Source organism: Chthoniobacterales bacterium, from assembly GCA_036569045.1.
GTDB lineage: Bacteria > Verrucomicrobiota > Verrucomicrobiia > Chthoniobacterales > JAATET01 > JAATET01.
In genome coordinates, this window is sequence record DATCRI010000024.1 from 1 (window position 1) to 16485 (window position 16485).

Consider the following 16485-nt stretch of genomic DNA (forward strand, 5'->3'; position numbering starts at 1 on the left):
GTGCCGCCGCGCGATCCGCCGATCCGCGTGCGAAAGGCGATTCCGGATACGTGGATCGCGCTCGAGTTGCACGAGGGGCGCAACCGCCAGGTGCGGCGGATGACGGCCGCGGTCGGGCATCCCACGTTGCGGCTGCTGCGCGTGCGGATCGGCGGATTCGACCTGCCGGCGGATCTGGCCCCGGGCGCCTGGCGGGAGTTGACCCGGCCCGAGCGCGAGGCCGTCTTCGCGACTACGCCGTGAAGAAGTCCTTCAGCTTGTCGTAGAACGAGCGGTGCAGCGGCGTGTTGTCGTCGCCGCAAAGCTCGGCGAACTCCTCGAGTTTCGCGCGTTGCTCGCTGTTGAGCTTGGTCGGGACTTCCACCTGCACGTGGGTGAAGAGGTCGCCCTTCGGGCCGCCGTGGAGCGCGGGCATGCCCTGGTTGCGCACGCGGAAGACCGCGCCGCCCTGGGTGCCGGCCGGAATCTTGAGATTGATCGCGCCCTTCAGCGTCGGGACGTGGATTTCTCCGCCGAGCGCCGCCGTCGTGAACGGAATGGGCACGTCACAGCGGAGGTCCGTGCCGTCGCGCTCGAAGATCGGGTGCTCCTTGATGTGCATCACGACGTAGAGGTCGCCGGAGCCGCCGCCGCGCAGGCCGGCCTCGCCATTGCCGGTGGAGCGCAGGCGGGCGCCATGCTCGATGCCGGCGGGGATCTTGAGTTTCACGCGCGAGGTTTTCTCGGTGCGGCCTTCGCCGCCGCAGGAGCGGCAGGGTTTCTCGATCGTGCGGCCGGTCCCCTGGCAGCCGGGGCAGGTCTGCGCGACCTGAAAGAATCCGCGGGAAACGACAACCTGGCCGCGGCCGCGGCAGACGTTGCAGGTGACGGATTTCGAGCCGGGCTGGGCGCCGCTGCCGGAGCAGTCGTCGCAGGCGCTGAGCTTGCGAATCTCGATCTCCTTCTCGACGCCGTCGGAAGCTTCCTCGAGCGTGATCTGGAGGTCGTAGCGCAGGTCGGAGCCGCGCTGGCGTCCGTCCGCACTTGCGCCACCGCCTCCACCGAAAAACTGGTCGAAGATTCCCCCGGAGCCACCGCCCTGGCCGAAGACTTCGCGGAAAAGGTCGAAGGGATCGTGGAATCCGCCGCCGCCGCCAGCTCCTCCGCCTGCGCCCTGCTGGAAGGCGGCGTGACCGTAGCGATCGTAGGCGGCTCGCTTGTCGGGGTCCATGAGGACGTCGTAGGCGTGGCCAAGTTCCTTGAATCGCTCCTCGGCCTCGTGATCGCCGGGGTTCTTGTCCGGGTGGTATTTGATCGCGAGCTTCCGGTAGGCCTTTTTGAGGTCTTCCGGAGAGGTGCCGCGATCGACGCCCAGAATTTCGTAATAGTCGCGCTCGGTCTTCATCGAGGCTTACGCGGCCCCTTTCGAGACGATGACGGTCGCGGGACGGAGCAGGCGGTCGCGGAGCTTGTAGCCGCGGCGGAGCTGGCGCAGCACGAGATCGGCGGCGACTTCGCCGCTGGCCTCCTGCCCGATCGCCTCGTGAAAATTCGGATCGAACGGCGTGCCGACGGCCTCGATGGGCTCGACGCCGCTGTCCTTGAGGAAGTCCTGCAGCTGCTTCTGCACCATGGACATCCCCTGGAGAATGCTTTCCGCGCCGGTCGATTGCTTCGCGGCTTCCAGACCGAGCTCGAAATTGTCGAGCACGGGGAGCAGGCGCTCGAGGAGCGAGCTGTTGGCGTAGCGGATGGCTTCCTCGCGCTCGCGGGCGGTGCGTTTGCGGAAGTTGTCGAGGTCGGCCTGGCTGCGGACGTAGAGGTCCTTGAACTTCTCGAAGTCCGCGCGCAGGGCGTCGAGTTCCGGCGTGTCCGAGGCGGGGGCGGCGTTGGCTTCAGCAGCAGCAGCGGCGGCCTCTTCGTTGGTCGGAGTTGGGACGGAGTCGGTCATAGTTTGCGAATAGCTATCAAAGTGATGTCGTCATGTTGCGGAGAATTGCCGACGAAGGTCTTCAGGTCGTCGGTGAGACGGCGAATGACGTTCGCCGCATTTCCGGTCGCGCTGGCCTGGAGAGCCCGCACGAGACGTTCTGCGCCGAATTCATCGCCCTCCGCGTCGAGAGCCTCGGTGGCGCCGTCGGTGTAGAGCAGGACGAAGTCGCCCGGCTCGAGCTTGAATTCCAAGTCGGCGCAAACTCTATCGAACACCTCCCCGCTGTCAATTCCGAGGGCCATGCCCTTGGGGTTGAGGCTTTCCACGCGGCCCGTGGCCGCGCGGTAGACGTAGGGCGGATCGTGGCCGGCGCGGGCCATGGTGACGTCGCCGGATTGCCCGTTCAGCACGAGGTAGGCCATGCTGATGAACATGTCTTCCTTGATGTCGGGGTAAAGCTGGCGGTTCACCTGCTTGAGCAGGTCGGCCGGCGAGGTTTTCGCGGGGGCCTGGCTGCGAATGACGCTCCGGCACATGGCCATGATGAGCGAGGCCGGCACGCCCTTGCCCGAGACGTCGGCGACGGCGACGCCCGTGCGGTTTTCATCGATGACGAGGTAATCGAAATAGTCGCCGCTGACCTGGCGGGCGGGAATGTTCAATCCGCTGATTTCGTAGCCGGGCACGGGCGGAGGATCGGACGGCAGCAGGATGCTCTGGATCTCGCGGGCGATCTCGAGATCGTGATCGAGGCGTTTCTTCTCGTTCGCCTCGAGATAGACGACCTCGTTGTAGAGGGCGAAGGCGGATTGCTCGCAAATCGTGTGGAAGACCTTCACGTCGGCCTTGTCGAACGGGGCGGCACCGGGAGGAGCGGTGACGGCCAGCACGCCGAGCACCTTGCGGCGGTAGACAAGCGCGCCGAGCAGCGCAGAGCCGAGCTGGATCGAGCGCTCGCGGTGAAGGTTGAAGTCCACGAGATCCGCGGCGCCGGCGATGGTCGGTTCCGGGCTCTGCCATGCCGTGCCGATGAGTCCTTCGTTCGGCTTGATGGTGTGAAGGCGGACGTAGCTCTCGACGGCGATGGAAGTGTTCGCGCCTTGCTCGAGAATGTGACGGGGCACCTCGACCAGTGGCGGGCATCCCTTCGAAAGAAAGGCCGGCACCATGGCGGCGTCGTTGCGGTCGGCGAGATAAATGGCGCCGCCCTGCGCATCGAGGATGCGCGTCGCGCTCTCGACGATGAGACGATGAAGCTCGGCCGAGCGCACGCCCTCGGCAAAGGCTTCACCGAGGCTGTGGAGAAATTCGAAGACGCGGCCTTCCTCGAGCTCGATCTCGTGACGTGCGCGTTCGACGCGGCCGAGTCGCGCCGCGAGGATCGTGAAGGCGACCACTCCCGCCGTGGCCGAGGCGATGAACAGGACGAAGAAGAGAAGACTCCAGTTCATGCGGGAAATCCATCCCGGTCGTCCGGAAAGCCGGACGCCGGAAAGATCCTCTGGCGTGCCATTTTTCCCCCGAATTGCATGGAATCAGGAATCCCCGGCACCGGGCTGCGGCTCCTGCTTGAGGAGGTCGAGCACGTCCTTGAAGCGGGCCTCGTTCTCGGGATCGGCTTCCACGAGAGCCTCGTGGGCCGAAAGAATCGTGGCGTGCTGGACCGAAGGATCAGCGGGAGGGGGCGAGAGGGTTTCCTGGGCGACGCGCTGCGGGGCGGGGCTCACGCCGTCGGGGAGCTCGAAGGCGAACAGGTGGTCAAGCCCGAGATTCTCGAGGAGGCTGCGGTTGCGGGTATTGGGGTTGAGGACGGTGAGATGGCCGCTGCCGATCTCACGCAGGCGCAGGGCGATGCCGGCGAGCGTGCCCATGAAGGTCGAGTCCATGAGCTCGCAGCCCGCGAGGTCGATGACGAATTCCCGATGGCCACGCTGAACCATGCGCCGGGTGTATTCCTTCATTCCCGCGCTGGTTTGAAATGTGCCGCGCCCGTTGACCCTCAGCCAAACTGCGTGGTCGTAGAGGCCGGCAAATATCGTGGATTTAGGACTCACGAGGCTAGGTGCAAACTATGGTCGCGGGTGGGGGAGTGTCAATGCAACCCCGGTGCGTTACTTCCACATGAAGGATTGGCGGAAGGCCACGATGCGGCCGTCCACGATCAGCAACGCGCGCCACTCGGTGACGCGACCGTGTTCCAGATATTCATCCCCGGTGACGCGGAACTCCGACTTATACGAGCCGCTCGCGTTTGGGTAATAGCGCTCCTGCGCCATCACGTAGTCGCCGAGGGCCGCCTGCCGATACTCGAGACGCACCGTCACGTCGGCCCGTTCGTGGGCCCACCAGAAGAAGGTGAAATAATTGCCGGAGACCTCGTCGTAATCGCGCGGCGTGATCACGCCGTAGTTGATCCGGTAGCGGAAAAACTGCATCGCCTGGCTCTGCGTCGTCAGGTAATTCCGCGGATCGTTGAAGAAAGTATTCTGCTTCCGGAACTTGAACTTGTCGTTCAATTGGAGCGGAAGAACGTTTGCTCGTTCCAGATAAACGGGCGGCTTCTCGGGACCTGCGCAGGCCGCGAGCATTACAGACGCCAAAACCGCGGCTAGGATGCCTCTCATATGCGGGGCGATGAAAGCGGCTTTGTCGGAACGTGTCAAATCGCCCCTGCCGCGATTCCCGGCAATTTCCTCCGGGCCTTGACTCGCTCCTCGTCATGCTCGATACGGATGGCCCACCGACCCCTTGTTTTCATTTCGTATCCGTGACTGCATCCGACATTTTTTCCGGCCTCACTTCCGCCGAAGCGCATGAACTTCTGGAATCCTTGCACCAGACCAACAAGGCGGCCTACAAGGGCACCATGCAGGTCACGGCTTCCCGCCGCCGTTTGCGTCCCGTCTTCCTCGAGCGAAAGCCGCGGGTGGAGCGTCACCAGTGGATCCAGGGCGTGCTCGCCCGGCCCGAGAACGAAGACCTCGGCCTCGAGGTGCTGCAAAACTGGCTGCTCGGCTCCTACCGTTCGCTGCTCGGCGATTTTCTCACCGCATGTGGCTTCACCCACGAGGACGGGCTCATCGACGAAATCCCGGCCCAGCCGGCTCGCGAAGTCGTCGACGCCGCCGTCGAGACCGTTGCCGCGAAATATCCGCCGCTCGCCGTGAAGGTGTATCTCAATCTCTTCCAGCCCGCCGGCTCCGAGGCGTGGCCCGACCTCGACGCCCTGCTTGTCATCGACCCTCGTCTCGCTCTCGAACGAAAATAGACCTCTCATCGATCCCATGACGCACTTCCAGAACTCGCTCAAGGACGCCGTTGCCACCTTCCAGGCGCTGGCCACGCACGAATCCGCACTTCTCGAAGCGACCGCAGTCTTGGAAAAGGCGTTCCTCGCGGGGAACAAGCTGCTCATCTGCGGCAACGGCGGCAGTGCGTCCGATGCGGCGCACATCTCGACGGAGTTCGTCTGCCGCTTCAAGGGCGACCGCCGGCCTTATCCGGCCCTGCCGCTCAATGCCGACGCCGGCCTGCTGACCGCCGTCTCGAACGATTACAACTACCAGGATGCCTTTGCCCGGCAGGTCAAGGCCTTCGGTCAGAAGGGCGACGTCCTCATCGTGATCTCCACCAGCGGCAAGTCCCGCAACCTGCTCGACGCGATCGAGGAGGCTCATCGCGTCGGCGTTCATACCATCGCCCTGCTCGGCCGCGACGGCGGATTCACCAAAGGCGCCGCCGGGATCGAGATCATCGTTCAGGGGCCCGAAACCGCCCGCATCCAGGAAGCGCAGAAGTTCCTGCTTCACGTGATGTGCGAGTTGCTCGAGGAGCGCCTGCCGAAGGAGTGATGAGATGACGCTGTCCGCGATCGGCGCGGTCTTCGCGTTTATTTTCGGCGCGCTCATCGGCTCCTTTCTCAACGCTTGCATCCATCGGCTGCCGCGTGGCATTTCGCTCGACCATCCGCGCCGTTCGTTCTGCCCGCACTGCGAGACCACGATCCGGTGGTATCACAATCTCCCCATCGTAAGCTGGCTCTGGCTCCGTGGTCGCTGCGCGAAATGCGGCGCTTCGATCTCGCCGCGCTACCTCCTCGTGGAAATTCTCACCGCGCTCGTCTTTCTCGGGCTGTGGGTGAAGTTCGGCCTGCCCCTCGCGCCGGCCTACATGCTCTTCGCCGCGCTGTTGATCGCGGCCACGTTCATCGATTTCGAGCATTACATCATCCCCGACGAGATCACCCTCGGCGGCACCGTGGCCGGCATCGTGCTCAGCGTCGCGCTGCCGGGACTGATGGGCGTGGATTCGCACTGGCAGGCCGCTTTGTGGTCGCTGGCCGCCGCGGTGCTCGGCGCCGGTCTGCTGTGGGCGGTCGTCGAGGGCGGCAAGCTTGCCTTCGGTCGCAAACGCATCGTTCCCGAGCAACCGGAGCCCTTCCATTTCGAGGCGGATTCCGAGAATCCGCGCCTCGTGATCGGCGGCGAAGCCTGGCCGTGGGACGAGATTTTCAGCCGCGAGACCGACGTCCTCGTCATCGAGGCAACGCGCGCGTCCTTGAACGGCGGCCCGGTGCGCGAGTCGAAAACGATCCGCATTTTTTACAACCGCGTCGTCGCCGACAACCGCGAGACGCCGATCGAGGACGTGCGCGAGTTGACCGGCGTGCTGCGGGCCGTCGTCATCCCGCGTGAGGCGATGGGCTTCGGCGACGTCAAGTTTCTCGCCTGCATCGGGGCGTTCCTCGGCTGGAAGGCGGTGCTGTTCACCATCGCCAGTTCTTCGATCTTCGGCGCGCTCATCGGCGGCGGGGCTCTGCTCGCCACGCGAGGGAAAGCCGGAGGGCGCATTCCTTTCGGTCCCTACCTCGCGCTCGGTGCGGCGCTCTGGCTCGTCGCCGGCCCCGAGATCATTCGCTGGTATCTCGCCCTCGTGCGCCCCGGGGCGCTCTAACCTTTTTGTTTCACGCGCCGCTCCCGTCGGTTAGCGTTTCTCCCTTCCGGCCCATGGCTGATCCCAAAAAGCAAAAACTTCCGTTTCCCGAGCTCGTTCGTCAGCTCTGGAAGCCCTATTTCGCCCTCGCGCAGTATTTGAAGCCCTACCGGGTGCGCTTCGTCATGGGGCTGGTCTTCGGCGTGCTCGCGGGTGTGCTGAACGGGATGATCCCGCTCGTCATCAAGCTCGTGGGCGACAAGGTTTTCCCCGGCGGGAATTCCGCGGCGAAGATCAATCCCTTCGCCGGCGGCGCTGCGGAATCCGGTCCTCCGATTGGCGATTACATCTGGATCCTCATGCTCATTCCCGCGGCGATGATCGCGCGCGGCGTGTTTGCCTACCTGAACTCCTACTGCCTCGCCTGGGTCGGCTACCGGGTGCTGCACGACATCCGCAGCCAGCTCTTCAATCACCTCGCCTCGCAGTCGCTCGACTTCTTCAACAAGGCGAAATCCGGCAAGCTCATCTCGCGCGTGCTGAACGACACCCGCATGGCGCAGAACGCCCTCACGTCGATCGCCAGCGACATCGTGAAGGACCCCGTGGCCGTCATCACCGGCATCGTCGTGCTCGTCCACATGGACTGGAAGTTCGCCCTCACGACCCTCGTTCTCTTCCCGCTCTGCATCCTGCCGGTGGCGATCTTCGGTCGGGAAATCCGCCAGGCGGGCAAGGCCGAGGAAAATGAAGCCGGCCAGATGGCCGTGATCCTTCAGGAAACCTTTGCCGGCATTCGCGTCATCAAGTCCTTCGCCCGGGAGGACTATCAGGCGAAGCAGTTTGCCCTCTCGAGCGACCAGCAGGTGCGCAACAGCCTGCGCGTGCGCAAGAGCATCGACATCGTGCAGCCGATCATCGAGTCCGTCTCCGCAGTCGGCGTCGTCTTCGCGCTCGTCTACGTGATGTATTTCAACATCGGGTTTCTGCAGTTCGCCGCCCTCTGCGCCGGCATTTTCCTGCTCTACAACCCCGTGAAGGCGGTCAGCAAGATTCCGCTGCAGATGCAGAAGTGCCTCGCCTCGTCGACCTACATCTTCGAGATGATGGCCACGAAATCCTCGATCCAGGATGCACCCGACGCCGTGGTGTTGAAGGACGTGCGCGGGGAGATCGCGTTCGAGAATGTCACGTTCGGCTACGGCACCGAGGGCGCGGCGGTCAATGACCTGTCGCTCAGGATCGAGGCCGGCAAGCAATACGCGCTCGTCGGTTCCAGCGGCGCGGGGAAGACGACCATGCTCGCCCTGCTGCTGCGCTTCTACGATCCGCAGTCCGGCGCCATCAGGCTCGACGGCCTCGACCTCCGCTCCGTCACGCAGCAGTCGCTCCGCGAGCAGATCGGCATCGTCACGCAGGAGAGCTTCCTCTTCCACGACACCATCTTCGAAAACATCCGCTACGGCCGGCTCGACGCCACCCGCGCCGAGGTGGAAGCCGCCGCGAAGCTCGCCTACGCGCACGACTTCATCGTCGCCCAGCCGCAAGGCTACGACACCATCGTCGGCGACAAGGGCAGCCTGCTCTCCGGCGGCCAGCAGCAGCGCCTCGCCATTGCCCGAGCGTTGCTGAAGAACGCGCCGGTGCTCCTTCTCGACGAGGCCACGTCCGCGCTCGACAGCGAGAGCGAACGCATCATCCAGGCCGCCCTCGAGCGCCTCGCCCAGGGCCGCACCGTCATCGCCATCGCCCACCGTCTTTCCACCATTCTCAAGTCCGACCAGATCGTCGTGATGGACCACGGTCGCATCGCCGAGGTCGGCACCCACCGCGAACTCCTCGAGAAAAGCGGCCTCTACCGCCGGCTCTACGAGATCCAGTTTCAGCATGAGGAAGCCGCCGCCGCGGCTTGAGATCCCAACCCTGCACCCATGAAAATCCAGCGCGCTCTCATTTCCGTCTCCGATAAAACCGGTCTGCTCGACTTTGCAAAAGGTCTGGCCAGCTTCGGCGTCGAGATCATCTCCACTGGCGGCACCGCCAAGGCCCTGGCGAAGGCCGGGATTCCCGTCGTCGAGATTTCCGACTTCACCGGCTCTCCCGAGATCCTCGACGGCCGCGTGAAGACGCTCCACCCGAAAGTCCACGGCGGCCTGCTTTATCTCCGCGAGAATCCCGAGCACACCGCGGTCGCGAAGGAGCATGGCATCGCCCCCATCGACCTCGTCGTCGTGAACCTCTATCCCTTCCAGGCCACCATCGAGAAGGAAGGCGTCACCCTCGCCGAGGCCATCGAGAACATCGACATCGGCGGTCCGTCGATGATCCGCAGCGCCTCGAAGAACTACCAGTCGGTCACCGTCGTCACCGATCCCGCGGACTACACCGATGTGCTCGCCGAGATGAAGGAGGAGGGCGGCGCCACCAGCGCGAAGCTCCGCGAGCGGCTCGCCGTGAAGGCCTTTGCCACCACGTCCAGCTACGATCGCGCCATCACGAACTACCTCGGCAGCGGCCAGACCGGCAGCCATTACTCGATCGACCTGCCCCTCGAGCAGCGTCTCCGCTACGGCGAGAATCCGCACCAGAAGGCCGAACTCTACGGCAACTTCGGCGACTACTTCGAGAAGCTCCAGGGCAAGGAGCTCTCCTACAACAACATCCTCGATATCACGGCCGCCACGCACCTCATCGCCGAGTTTGCGAAGCCGACGGTCGCCATTCTCAAGCACACGAACCCCTGCGGCGTCGCCACGGATCCCGATCTCAAGGCCGCGTGGGACAAGGCGTTCGCGACCGACAAGCAGGCGCCCTTCGGCGGCATCATCATCGCCAATCGTCCCGTCGACGTCGCGCTCGCGAAGGCGATCGGCGAGATCTTCAGCGAGGTGATCATTGCGCCCGATTTCGATAGCGAGGCCCGTGCGGTGCTGCAGAAGAAGAAGAATCTCCGCCTCATGCGCCTGCTGCACCTGCCCAAGGCCGCGGGAGCAAACCTGCGCGACGCCCGCGCCGTGCTCGGCGGCATGCTCGTGCAGGACAGCGACGACGCCGGCATCGAGGAGCTCGAGCACAAGGTCATCTCGGCCCGTCCGCCGTCGAAGGCCGAGATCGAGGCCATGGAGTTTGGCTGGAAGGTCGTGAAGCACGTGAAGTCCAACGCCATCGTTTACGCGGGCGCGGACCGCACCCTCGGCATCGGCGCCGGCCAGATGTCGCGCGTGGATTCCTCCCGCATCGCCGTCTGGAAGGCGAAGGAAGCCGGTCTCTCGCTCAAGGGCACCGCCGTGTGCTCCGACGCCTTTTTCCCGTTCCCCGACGGCCTTGTCGCCGCCGCGGAGGCTGGCGCCACCGCCGCCATCCAGCCCGGCGGCAGCGTGCGCGACGAAGAGGTCATCAAGGCCGCCAACGAGCACGGCGTCGCCATGGTCTTCACTGGCATCCGTCACTTCCGGCACTAGATTCGATTAACCACGCAGATCGCGAAAGACGACGCGAGGTCCGCCACCTCGTCTCTCCTTCGTGTCCTGGCTGAATTCGTATGATCCATCTCGGAGTTAACATCGACCACGTCGCCACCATCCGGCAGGCGCGGTATCGCGAAATGCCCGGCTCGCCGAATGCCGAGCCCGATCCGGTCGCCGCGGCCCTTGCCGCCGAGCGCGGCGGGGCGGCGGGCATCACCGCGCATCTGCGCGCCGACCGTCGGCACATTCAGGATGCGGACATCTTCCGCCTGCGCGAGGTCATCGACACGAAGCTCAATTTTGAAATGGGCAACACTCCCGACATCCTCGCCGTTGCGCTCGAGGTGAAGCCCGAGGATGCCTGTCTCGTGCCGGAGAACCGCGCCGAAGTCACCACCGAGGGCGGGCTCGATTGCGTCGCCCACGCGGAATCCCTGCGCGACACCATCGCCCGCCTGCAGGACAACGGCACCCGCGTCAGCCTTTTCATCGATCCCGATCTCGAGCAGATCGAGATGGCCGCGCGGCTCGGCGCGGAGTTCATCGAACTCCATACCGGCGCCTTCGCCAACGCCACGGGCGGCGAGCAGGACGACGAGTTGCTCCGCCTCATCGCCGGCGCGGAACTCGCCGACAGCCTCGGCCTGCGCGTGAATGCCGGCCACGGCATCAACTACGAGAACGTCGCGAAGATCGTGCGCATCCCGCACCTCGTGGAGCTGAATATCGGCCACTCCATCATCTCCCGCGCCGCCTTTGTCGGCATCGAGCAGGCCACGCGCGACATGATCGCGCGACTGGAGGAATGAGCGATCTCGACGGCTGGCTGGGGGAGCGCCTCGAGGAAATCGAGCGCGCCAACCTTCGCCGGCGCCTGCGTCGGCTGGACTCCGCCCAGGGGCCCGTCGTGTGCGTCGACGGTCGCGACGTCGTCAATTTTTCGTCGAACGACTACCTCGGCCTCGCCGCCGATCCGCGCCTGCGGGACGCCGCCGCCGCCGCGCTCGCGGAGTTCGGCGCCGGCAGCGGTTCGTCCCGGCTCATCTGCGGCACCCAGGGCCCGCACGCCGCGCTCGAGGCGGCCCTGGCAAGGTTCAAGCGCACCGAGGCCGCGCTCACCTTCGCCACCGGCCACGCCGCCGCCGTGGGCACGATCCCCGCGCTCGTCGGCGCGGAGGATGTCATCATTCTCGACAAGCTCTGCCATGCCTGTCTTGTGGACGGCGCCCGTTTGAGTGGCGCCACGATCCGCGTCTTCCCGCACAACCATCTCGAAAAGCTCGAGCGGCTGCTGCACTGGGCGCGCGAGAACTACGCCAAGGCCCGCGTGCTCGTCGTCACCGAGAGCATCTTCAGCATGGATGGTGACCTCGCTCCGCTCCGCGAGATCGTCGCGTTGAAGGACCGCTTCGGCGCGTGGCTGCTCGTCGACGAGGCCCACGGCGTGGGCGTGCTGGGGCCGGAGGGCCGCGGCCTCGCCGCCGAACTGGGCGTGGCCGACCGGGTGGAAATCCAGATGGGCACGCTCGGCAAGGCGCTCGGCGCCTCCGGCGGCGCGATTTGCGGCAGCGCCCGGCTCATCGACTACCTCATCAATCGCGCGCGCAGCTTTATCTTCTCCACGGCCCCGCCGCCTGCCGCCGCCGCTGCTGCGGCCGAGGCTGTGCGCCTGCTGGAGAGCGGCGAGGCTGCCCCGCTGCGGGAAAAACTGTGGGCAAATCTTGCGAGCTTCGCGCCGGATGCGGTCAGCGCGATCGTGCCGCGCATCATTGGCGACGAGGCCGCCGCCGTGGCCGCCGCGGAACGGTTGCTCGAGGCCGGGTTCCTCGTGCCAGCGGTTCGCTACCCCACCGTCGCTCGCGGCACGGCCCGCCTGCGCATCACGCTGAGCGCGGCGCATTCGCCAGCGCAGGTGAATGCCCTGGCAACGGCGCTGGCGTCGGATTGATCCGTTCCTGCTCGAGGACCTTGAAGGCGCCGCCGGCGCCGGTGTGGTCCGCGAGCTGGGCGTCGTGCAGGCCGGTGTGCACGGCGCCGTGGGCGGCGAGGAATTCCGTCTGCGTCGTAAGTGCGACGGTGCGCCAGCCGCAACGCTCGGTCCAGTTGCGGAGGTCCGTGAAATTCACGTCGGCGGTGAGGTCCTGCTTGCCAAAGCGGTAATACACTTCCGCGCCCTCGTAGCGCTGCTGGTGAAAGTAGGCGCGCAGGGTGCCGCGCGGGCGGCGGTGATAGAGGCCGGGCATGGTGTCGCCGTAGTCGATCGTGAGCAGGCGGGCCTCGCGAACGCCGGCGGCCCAGGAGGCGATCCATTCCGCCGCGGAGGTGTGCACTTCCACGCGCTGGCCTTCGGAAAGGGCATGATCGAAGGCGCTGCTCGTGGGCGGCGGGCGATCGATCGCGACTTCGACGACGCGACCGCCTTCGATGCGCACGCCGATCTCCGTCCATGCGCCGTCGCGACGCTCGAAGAGGCGGCAGGGGAAGGCGTCGATGAGTTCGTTGGAGAAAATGAGGGCGCGTCCGTCGCACGCGGCGAGGGCGGCGGGCATGGCCTCGTGCCACTGCACGCGGAACTGCGGGAGATTGCGCTGTTGCTCGGCGCGAAGGACGGGCGAGGTCTCGACGATGTGATACATGAGCCCGCGGCGGCGCCAGAGTCCGAGGCGGCGAAGGACGGTGCGGGCGAGCTCGCCGGTGCCGGCGCCGGCCTCGATGACGTGCCAGGGGCCGCGAGCGGGGAGGCGGTTCTTCCCGAGCCAGTGGGCCACGCCCGAGCCGAGCGCCTCGCCGAGGCTGGCGGAAGTGGAGAAATCGCCGCGGCGGCCGACGGTGCGGATGTTCCGCGCGTAGTAGCCGTGCTCGGGATGGTAGAGGGCCTCGCGGAGGTAGCGCTCGACGGGGATGGCGCCGCCGCATTCGGCCTGCAGTGCGAGGAGGAACTCGAGCGGGGCGCTCACAGCCGCACACGCTGGAGCAGCAGGGTTGTCTGCGAACTCAGCTCCACGGCGTTGCGGAGAAGATCGTGCCCGAAGCTGGCCAGGGTGACGCCTTCCGAGGCGGCGATGAGGAAGATCGCGAGGACGACGAGGTTCAGCAGATAGATGATGACGAGGGAATAGAAATTCCCGCCGTAGGTGAGATCGCTCTGGCCCTCGGGGATCATCCACACGGTGAAGGTGATGTGGAAGGCCCACGTGGCGCCGATGAGCATGTAGAGGATGGGGCGGAAGGGGGACATGTCCCAGAACAGGCCGGCGAGTCCGTAGATCGCGATGACGAGGAGGCTATAGATCGGGAAGAAATACGGCGCGAGGGCGATGGCGGTATTGATGCGGTCGGCAAGAATGTGGCCGCCCTGTGGCGTGATCTTGAGCGCGCTGACCTTGCCGCCGTGAAGGAGCACCCAAAGTGCGTGCGTGAGTTCGTGGCCGAAGACGTAGATCCAGAGCGGGCGGGGCAGGGCGAGGAAGGCGACGACCCAGAGGACGAGGCCGAGGCCGAAGAACCAGAATTCCTCGGTGGCCCAGAATTGCTCGTGCAACGTCGCGCGGGTGAAGGCCGTGAAGAAGGTCTGCGTGAGCACCCAGGCGGGTGGTAGCAGGAAGAGGCCGACGAGGAACTTCACCCACCGCGTGGGCACCGTGGCGGGGAGGGCGGGGGCGAGCGAAGCGTTGAGCTTCGCTCGCCGGCGATTCGGCGATCTGGATTTCCGATTTCGGATTGCTGAATCAGGCGTCCGACGGCCGCGCATGGCAATCCAAAATCGAGAAGCGGAAATCGAAGAAGGTCAGGCGCGGCCCATGTAGGAGCCGTTGCGGGTGTCGATGCGGATCTTTTCGCCTTCCTTGATGAAGAGCGGGACGTTGATCACCTTGCCGGTCTCGAGCGTGGCGGGCTTCTGCACGTTGTTCGCGCTGTCGCCCTTCACGCCCTCGGCGCTCTCGGTGACGGTGAGTTCCACGGTGGCGGGGAGCTCGACGCTGACGGGACGGCCCTCGATGTAGAGGACGTTCACCTTGAGGTTTTCGACGAGGTAGTCGCGCGCGTCGGTGAGGAGGTCGGCGTTGAGCGTGATCGTGTCGTAGGTCTCGGGGTCCATGAAATGGAAGCCCTGCGGATCGGAGTAGCTGAACTCGAGTTCCTGGTGATTCGTTTCGACGAGGTCGATCTTTTCGGTCGAGGAGAAGCGAATGTCGGCGGATTTGCCGGTGCCGATGTAGCGGACGATGACCTGCACGAACGCGCGGAGGTTGCCGGGCGTGCGGTGCTGGACGTCGAGGACGATGGCGGGGTTTCCGTTGTAGCGGATTGCCATGCCTTTGCGGAGGTCGTTTGCGAGTGCCATTTTTACAAAAAGTTGGGAGAGGTCAGTAGATAGTGGAGCGAAGGGGGACTGGCAAGCGCGGCGCGGCTTGCCCGGGGCCGGGGAGTGCGATATACCGCCGGGGATGAAGGCATTTCCCGTCGCCGGAGCAGGACTGGCGTTGATCGCCACGAGCGCGATGGCTCAGGAATTCGTGGCGCCGCAGTCCCGGCGGGACCTGCCCGTGGTGCAGCAGCCGACGATTGCGCCGCCGGTCACGACGGAGGGCATCGTGGCGAAGATCTTCAACGTGGAGAAGCCGTGGCAGCTCATCAACCCGCTTGCGCCGAAATCCTACGGAAACGGTGGCCCGAAGACGGTCTCCTACAGCGAGAACGATCCCGGCAAACCCAAGGGCTTCATCCTGTTCGGCATTGAATTCTGGTAGCGCGCCGGTCGTCGCGTTCTATTGCGCGACCTACCTGAAGCCGGAGATGCACCACATCCATCGGCAGATCCTCGCGGTGCAGGGCTGGGCGCCGTTCGTGCTCACGCAGAAGGTCGAGAACCGCGCGACGTTTCCGATCGATGCGCTGGCGGTGGTGCCGCGGTCGCCGTGGCGATTCGTTGGCCGGGCGATCGAGCGGAAGTTCACGCACGCGCCGTGGCAGATCAGTCGGGGCGAGGCGGCGCGGATGCGGACGGCGTTGCGGGAGAGTGGCGCGAAGGTGCTGCACGTCTTTTTTGGCAACGTGGCGGTGCATTTGCGGCCGCTTCTGGAAAGCGTCGACCTGCCGGTCGTGGTGTCTTTCCACGGCGCGGATGTGACCGGGGCTATCGCGACGCCGAGCTATCGCGCGGCGCGGGAGGCCGTCTTTGCCCGGGCGGCGAAAGTGGCGTGCCGAAGTGAGGCGCTCGCGGCCGATGTGCGGCGAATGGGCTGCCCGACGGAGAAGATCGTGGTCGTGCGCACGGCGCTGCCGGACCTGGAATTTCGCGAGCGAACCCTGCCGGCGGACGGGGCGGTGAGGCTCGTGCAGGCGTGCCGGCTGGTGCCAAAGAAGGGGCTGGCGACGAGCCTCGCGGCCTTTGGAGCGCTGGCGGCGAGGCATCCGAAAATGACGTTCGTGATTGCGGGCACGGGTCCGCTCGAAGGCGAGTTGCGCGACCGGGCCGAGGCGATGGAGCTCGCGGAGCGCGTGGAGTTCACGGGGTTTCTCGACCAGGCCGATCTCCGGGCCTTGTTGAACGAGGCGCATGTCTTTCTGCACCCGAGCGAGACGGTGAATGGCGATGTCGAGGGCGTGCCGAACGGTCTGCTCGAGGCGATGGCCATGGGACTGCCGGTCGTGGCGACGCGCCATGGCGGCATTCCCGAGGCTGTGGAGGACGGCGTTGACGGTCTGCTCTGCGCCGAGCGAGATGCCGAGGGAGTGACGGCGGCCGTGGAGCGATTGATTGGCGATGCCGGCCTGTATGCGCGCATCGCCGGGAGCGGTGCGGCGGCCGTGCGGGCGAAGTTCTCGCGGGACGCGGTGGGGGCGGAGCTTGGCGAACTGTATCGCGCGGTGAGCGGCGGCTAGTCCTTCGCCCTGGGGGCGATCGGCACGACGAGCACGGGCATGTGAGCGCGTTTCAGCACGCCGGTGACGACGCTGCCGGCGAAGAGGTGATAGAGCGCGCCGTGGCCGTGGGAGCCGAGGACGATGAGCGAGGCACCGTGCTGCGTGGCCTGGCTGACGATTTCGTCCGTCGCGAGGCCGATGGACGCGATGGTGCTGACGTTCTCGAGGCCGGCGGCGAGGCGATCGAGATGCGTGCGCTGGGCGGCGAGGTCCTCCTCGAGGATCGGCGGTGGCGCGGTCTCGAGC

At 65.7% G+C, this 16485-nt stretch carries 19 protein-coding genes; 10 read left to right on the top strand and 9 right to left on the bottom strand.

Features of this window, described 5'->3' with window-relative positions; translation table 11 throughout:
* A partial coding sequence (locus tag VIM61_05275; protein ID HEY8899802.1) for a pseudouridine synthase occupies nucleotides 1-243 on the top strand: 243 nt, incomplete at its 5' end.
* Here VIM61_05275 and dnaJ read toward each other — a convergent pair.
* The 5 genes from dnaJ to VIM61_05300 all read right to left on the bottom strand — a co-directional run bounded on the left by dnaJ (nucleotide 233) and on the right by VIM61_05300 (nucleotide 4428).
* Entirely contained in the window at nucleotides 233-1384 is a 1152-nt protein-coding gene (dnaJ, locus tag VIM61_05280; GenBank protein HEY8899803.1) for a molecular chaperone DnaJ, read from the bottom strand. The two genes, VIM61_05275 and dnaJ, sit on opposite strands and share 11 nt — an antisense overlap.
* Before the next feature lie 6 nt (nucleotides 1385-1390).
* The gene (gene grpE, locus VIM61_05285) at nucleotides 1391-1930 is read right to left on the bottom strand and encodes a nucleotide exchange factor GrpE (protein ID HEY8899804.1); all 540 of its coding nucleotides are present in this window, start codon (nucleotides 1928-1930) and stop codon (nucleotides 1391-1393) included.
* Nucleotides 1927-3363, bottom strand: coding sequence for a GAF domain-containing SpoIIE family protein phosphatase (locus VIM61_05290; GenBank protein HEY8899805.1), 1437 nt, complete (start codon nucleotides 3361-3363; stop codon nucleotides 1927-1929). The genes grpE and VIM61_05290 overlap by 4 nt, the downstream gene beginning before the upstream one ends.
* An 84-nt stretch (nucleotides 3364-3447) precedes the next feature.
* The gene (locus VIM61_05295; protein HEY8899806.1) at nucleotides 3448-3966 is read right to left on the bottom strand and encodes an STAS domain-containing protein; all 519 of its coding nucleotides are present in this window, start codon (nucleotides 3964-3966) and stop codon (nucleotides 3448-3450) included.
* Between the two features lie 57 nt (nucleotides 3967-4023).
* Nucleotides 4024-4428, bottom strand: coding sequence for a hypothetical protein (locus VIM61_05300; protein ID HEY8899807.1), 405 nt, complete (start codon nucleotides 4426-4428; stop codon nucleotides 4024-4026).
* 251 nt (nucleotides 4429-4679) lie between these two features.
* Between VIM61_05300 and VIM61_05305 the strand changes: the two genes are divergently transcribed.
* From VIM61_05305 to bioF, 7 genes are all read left to right on the top strand, one after another.
* Nucleotides 4680-5180, top strand: coding sequence for a hypothetical protein (locus VIM61_05305; GenBank protein ID HEY8899808.1), 501 nt, complete (start codon nucleotides 4680-4682; stop codon nucleotides 5178-5180).
* A 16-nt stretch (nucleotides 5181-5196) separates the two neighbouring features.
* On the top strand, nucleotides 5197-5763 hold the full coding sequence (locus tag VIM61_05310) for an SIS domain-containing protein (GenBank protein HEY8899809.1): 567 nt from the start codon (nucleotides 5197-5199) through the stop codon (nucleotides 5761-5763).
* A gap of 4 nt (nucleotides 5764-5767) precedes the next feature.
* Nucleotides 5768-6865, top strand: coding sequence for a prepilin peptidase (locus tag VIM61_05315; protein ID HEY8899810.1), 1098 nt, complete (start codon nucleotides 5768-5770; stop codon nucleotides 6863-6865).
* 53 nt (nucleotides 6866-6918) lie between these two features.
* Entirely contained in the window at nucleotides 6919-8757 is a 1839-nt protein-coding gene (locus tag VIM61_05320; protein HEY8899811.1) for an ABC transporter ATP-binding protein, read from the top strand.
* Between the two features lie 18 nt (nucleotides 8758-8775).
* Nucleotides 8776-10305, top strand: a complete 1530-nt coding sequence (gene purH / locus VIM61_05325) for a bifunctional phosphoribosylaminoimidazolecarboxamide formyltransferase/IMP cyclohydrolase (protein HEY8899812.1) — start codon at nucleotides 8776-8778, stop codon at nucleotides 10303-10305.
* An 80-nt stretch (nucleotides 10306-10385) separates the two neighbouring features.
* A complete protein-coding gene (locus tag VIM61_05330) occupies nucleotides 10386-11120 on the top strand; it encodes a pyridoxine 5'-phosphate synthase (protein ID HEY8899813.1) in 735 nt (244 codons plus the stop codon).
* The gene (gene bioF / locus VIM61_05335) at nucleotides 11117-12259 is read left to right on the top strand and encodes an 8-amino-7-oxononanoate synthase (GenBank protein ID HEY8899814.1); all 1143 of its coding nucleotides are present in this window, start codon (nucleotides 11117-11119) and stop codon (nucleotides 12257-12259) included. Before VIM61_05330 ends, bioF begins: the two co-directional genes overlap by 4 nt.
* On the opposite strand, the gene VIM61_05340 is transcribed toward bioF, so the two are convergent.
* The 3 genes from VIM61_05340 to efp form a co-directional block, all read right to left on the bottom strand.
* The gene (locus VIM61_05340; GenBank protein HEY8899815.1) at nucleotides 12192-13268 is read right to left on the bottom strand and encodes an SAM-dependent methyltransferase; all 1077 of its coding nucleotides are present in this window, start codon (nucleotides 13266-13268) and stop codon (nucleotides 12192-12194) included. The genes bioF and VIM61_05340 overlap by 68 nt on opposite strands.
* Nucleotides 13265-13951, bottom strand: a complete 687-nt coding sequence (locus tag VIM61_05345; GenBank protein HEY8899816.1) for a hypothetical protein — start codon at nucleotides 13949-13951, stop codon at nucleotides 13265-13267. Before VIM61_05345 ends, VIM61_05340 begins: the two co-directional genes overlap by 4 nt.
* A 147-nt stretch (nucleotides 13952-14098) precedes the next feature.
* A complete protein-coding gene (efp, locus tag VIM61_05350) occupies nucleotides 14099-14656 on the bottom strand; it encodes an elongation factor P (protein ID HEY8899817.1) in 558 nt (185 codons plus the stop codon).
* 103 nt (nucleotides 14657-14759) lie between these two features.
* Here efp and VIM61_05355 point away from each other — a divergent pair, with 103 nt between their 5' ends.
* Entirely contained in the window at nucleotides 14760-15062 is a 303-nt protein-coding gene (locus VIM61_05355) for a hypothetical protein (GenBank protein HEY8899818.1), read from the top strand.
* Nucleotides 15049-16197, top strand: coding sequence for a glycosyltransferase (locus tag VIM61_05360; GenBank protein ID HEY8899819.1), 1149 nt, complete (start codon nucleotides 15049-15051; stop codon nucleotides 16195-16197). The genes VIM61_05355 and VIM61_05360 overlap by 14 nt, the downstream gene beginning before the upstream one ends.
* Here the strand turns inward: VIM61_05360 and VIM61_05365 are convergent.
* A partial coding sequence (locus tag VIM61_05365; protein ID HEY8899820.1) for a universal stress protein occupies nucleotides 16194-16485 on the bottom strand: 292 nt, incomplete at its 5' end. The two genes, VIM61_05360 and VIM61_05365, sit on opposite strands and share 4 nt — an antisense overlap.

Bases quoted from the DNA above. Each gene is read 5' to 3' on its own strand.
- grpE (HEY8899804.1), bottom strand. From the start codon at position 1,930: ATGACCGACTCCGTCCCAACTCCGACCAACGAAGAGGCCGCCGCTGCT.
- efp (HEY8899817.1), bottom strand. From the start codon at position 14,656: ATGGCACTCGCAAACGACCTCCGCAAAGGCATGGCAATCCGCTACAAC.
- VIM61_05290 (HEY8899805.1), bottom strand. From the start codon at position 3,363: ATGAACTGGAGTCTTCTCTTCTTCGTCCTGTTCATCGCCTCGGCCACG.
- dnaJ (HEY8899803.1), bottom strand. From the start codon at position 1,384: ATGAAGACCGAGCGCGACTATTACGAAATTCTGGGCGTCGATCGCGGC.
- VIM61_05330 (HEY8899813.1), top strand. From the start codon at position 10,386: ATGATCCATCTCGGAGTTAACATCGACCACGTCGCCACCATCCGGCAG.
- VIM61_05320 (HEY8899811.1), top strand. From the start codon at position 6,919: ATGGCTGATCCCAAAAAGCAAAAACTTCCGTTTCCCGAGCTCGTTCGT.
- bioF (HEY8899814.1), top strand. From the start codon at position 11,117: ATGAGCGATCTCGACGGCTGGCTGGGGGAGCGCCTCGAGGAAATCGAG.
- VIM61_05355 (HEY8899818.1), top strand. From the start codon at position 14,760: ATGAAGGCATTTCCCGTCGCCGGAGCAGGACTGGCGTTGATCGCCACG.
- VIM61_05310 (HEY8899809.1), top strand. From the start codon at position 5,197: ATGACGCACTTCCAGAACTCGCTCAAGGACGCCGTTGCCACCTTCCAG.
- purH (HEY8899812.1), top strand. From the start codon at position 8,776: ATGAAAATCCAGCGCGCTCTCATTTCCGTCTCCGATAAAACCGGTCTG.
- VIM61_05315 (HEY8899810.1), top strand. From the start codon at position 5,768: ATGACGCTGTCCGCGATCGGCGCGGTCTTCGCGTTTATTTTCGGCGCG.